Source organism: Streptomyces sp. NPDC057900 (genome assembly GCF_042887885.1).
In the GTDB taxonomy this organism is placed as follows: domain Bacteria; phylum Actinomycetota; class Actinomycetes; order Streptomycetales; family Streptomycetaceae; genus Streptomyces.
In genome coordinates this window covers 1-979 of record NZ_JBHVOI010000013.1, presented here as the reverse complement: position 1 = coordinate 979, position 979 = coordinate 1, and the positions used below count along the sequence as shown (strand labels likewise).

The 979-nt window shown below is 67.8% G+C and carries 1 rRNA gene and 1 pseudogene; one reads left to right on the top strand and one right to left on the bottom strand.

What is annotated here, in order from left to right:
- A pseudogene (locus ACFVQ0_RS31505) lies at nt 1–660 on the top strand (hypothetical protein); the annotation flags it as partial.
- A 224-nt stretch (nt 661–884) separates the two neighbouring features.
- Here ACFVQ0_RS31505 and rrf read toward each other — a convergent pair.
- Nucleotides 885–979, bottom strand: a 5S ribosomal RNA gene (rrf, locus tag ACFVQ0_RS31500); the annotation flags it as partial.

Sequence of the window (979 nt, the reverse complement as noted above, 5' to 3'; positions counted from 1 at the left end):
GCCGCCACGGGGGCGGTCATCACGACGCTCGAACCCACCGCCCGAACGCCCACCACGGTCATCATCACGACGCGGAGCCCGGTCATCACGACGGAAGCCGCCACCGGACGAACCACCACGGCTGTCGTCGCGGCGGAAACCACCACCCGAGGAACCACCACGGCTGTCATCACGACGGAAACCACCACCGGACGAACCACCACGGCTGTCATCACGGCGGAAACCACCACCCGAGGAACCACCACGGTTGTCGTCGCGTCGGAAGTTGCCGCCGGTGCTGCCGCCACGGGGGCGGTCATCACGACGCTCGAACCCACCGCCCGAACGCCCACCACGGTCATCATCACGACGCGGAGCCCGGTCATCACGACGGAACCCACCACCGGACGAACCACCACGGCTGTCGTCGCGACGGAAACCACCACCGGAGGAACCACCACGGCTGTCATCCCGCCGGAAGCCACCACCGGACGAACCACCACGGCTGTCGTCGCGGCGAGGCGCACGGTCCCGGTCGCCACCACGGTTGTCGTCGCGGCGGAAGTTGCCGCCACCGCTGCTGGGCCGGCTGTCGTCGCGACGGAAGCCGCCGCTGTTGGTGGGCCGGCGGTCGTCGCGTCGGTCCGCACCGCGGTCGTTGTCCCGACGCTGGCCGCCTGACCGGTCGTCACGACCACCGCTGAAGCCGCCCCGGTCACCGCCGTCGCGGCGACGCGGCTCGCGCTCCGAACGATCGTCGGGAGAGTTGGTGGACATCGGTGGTGCTCCTGTCATCGGGTACTACAGACATTCTTGCGCAGCCGGACACCCGACGCGCTTCGACAAAACAAAAAGGACCCTTGGTCCCAGCGTTGAACGCTGGGACCAAGGGTCCTTGAAAGATTGTTCGGCGGCGTCCTACTCTCCCACAGGGTCCCCCCTGCAGTACCATCGGCGCTGAAAGGCTTAGCTTCCGGGTTCGGAATGTAACCGGGCGTTT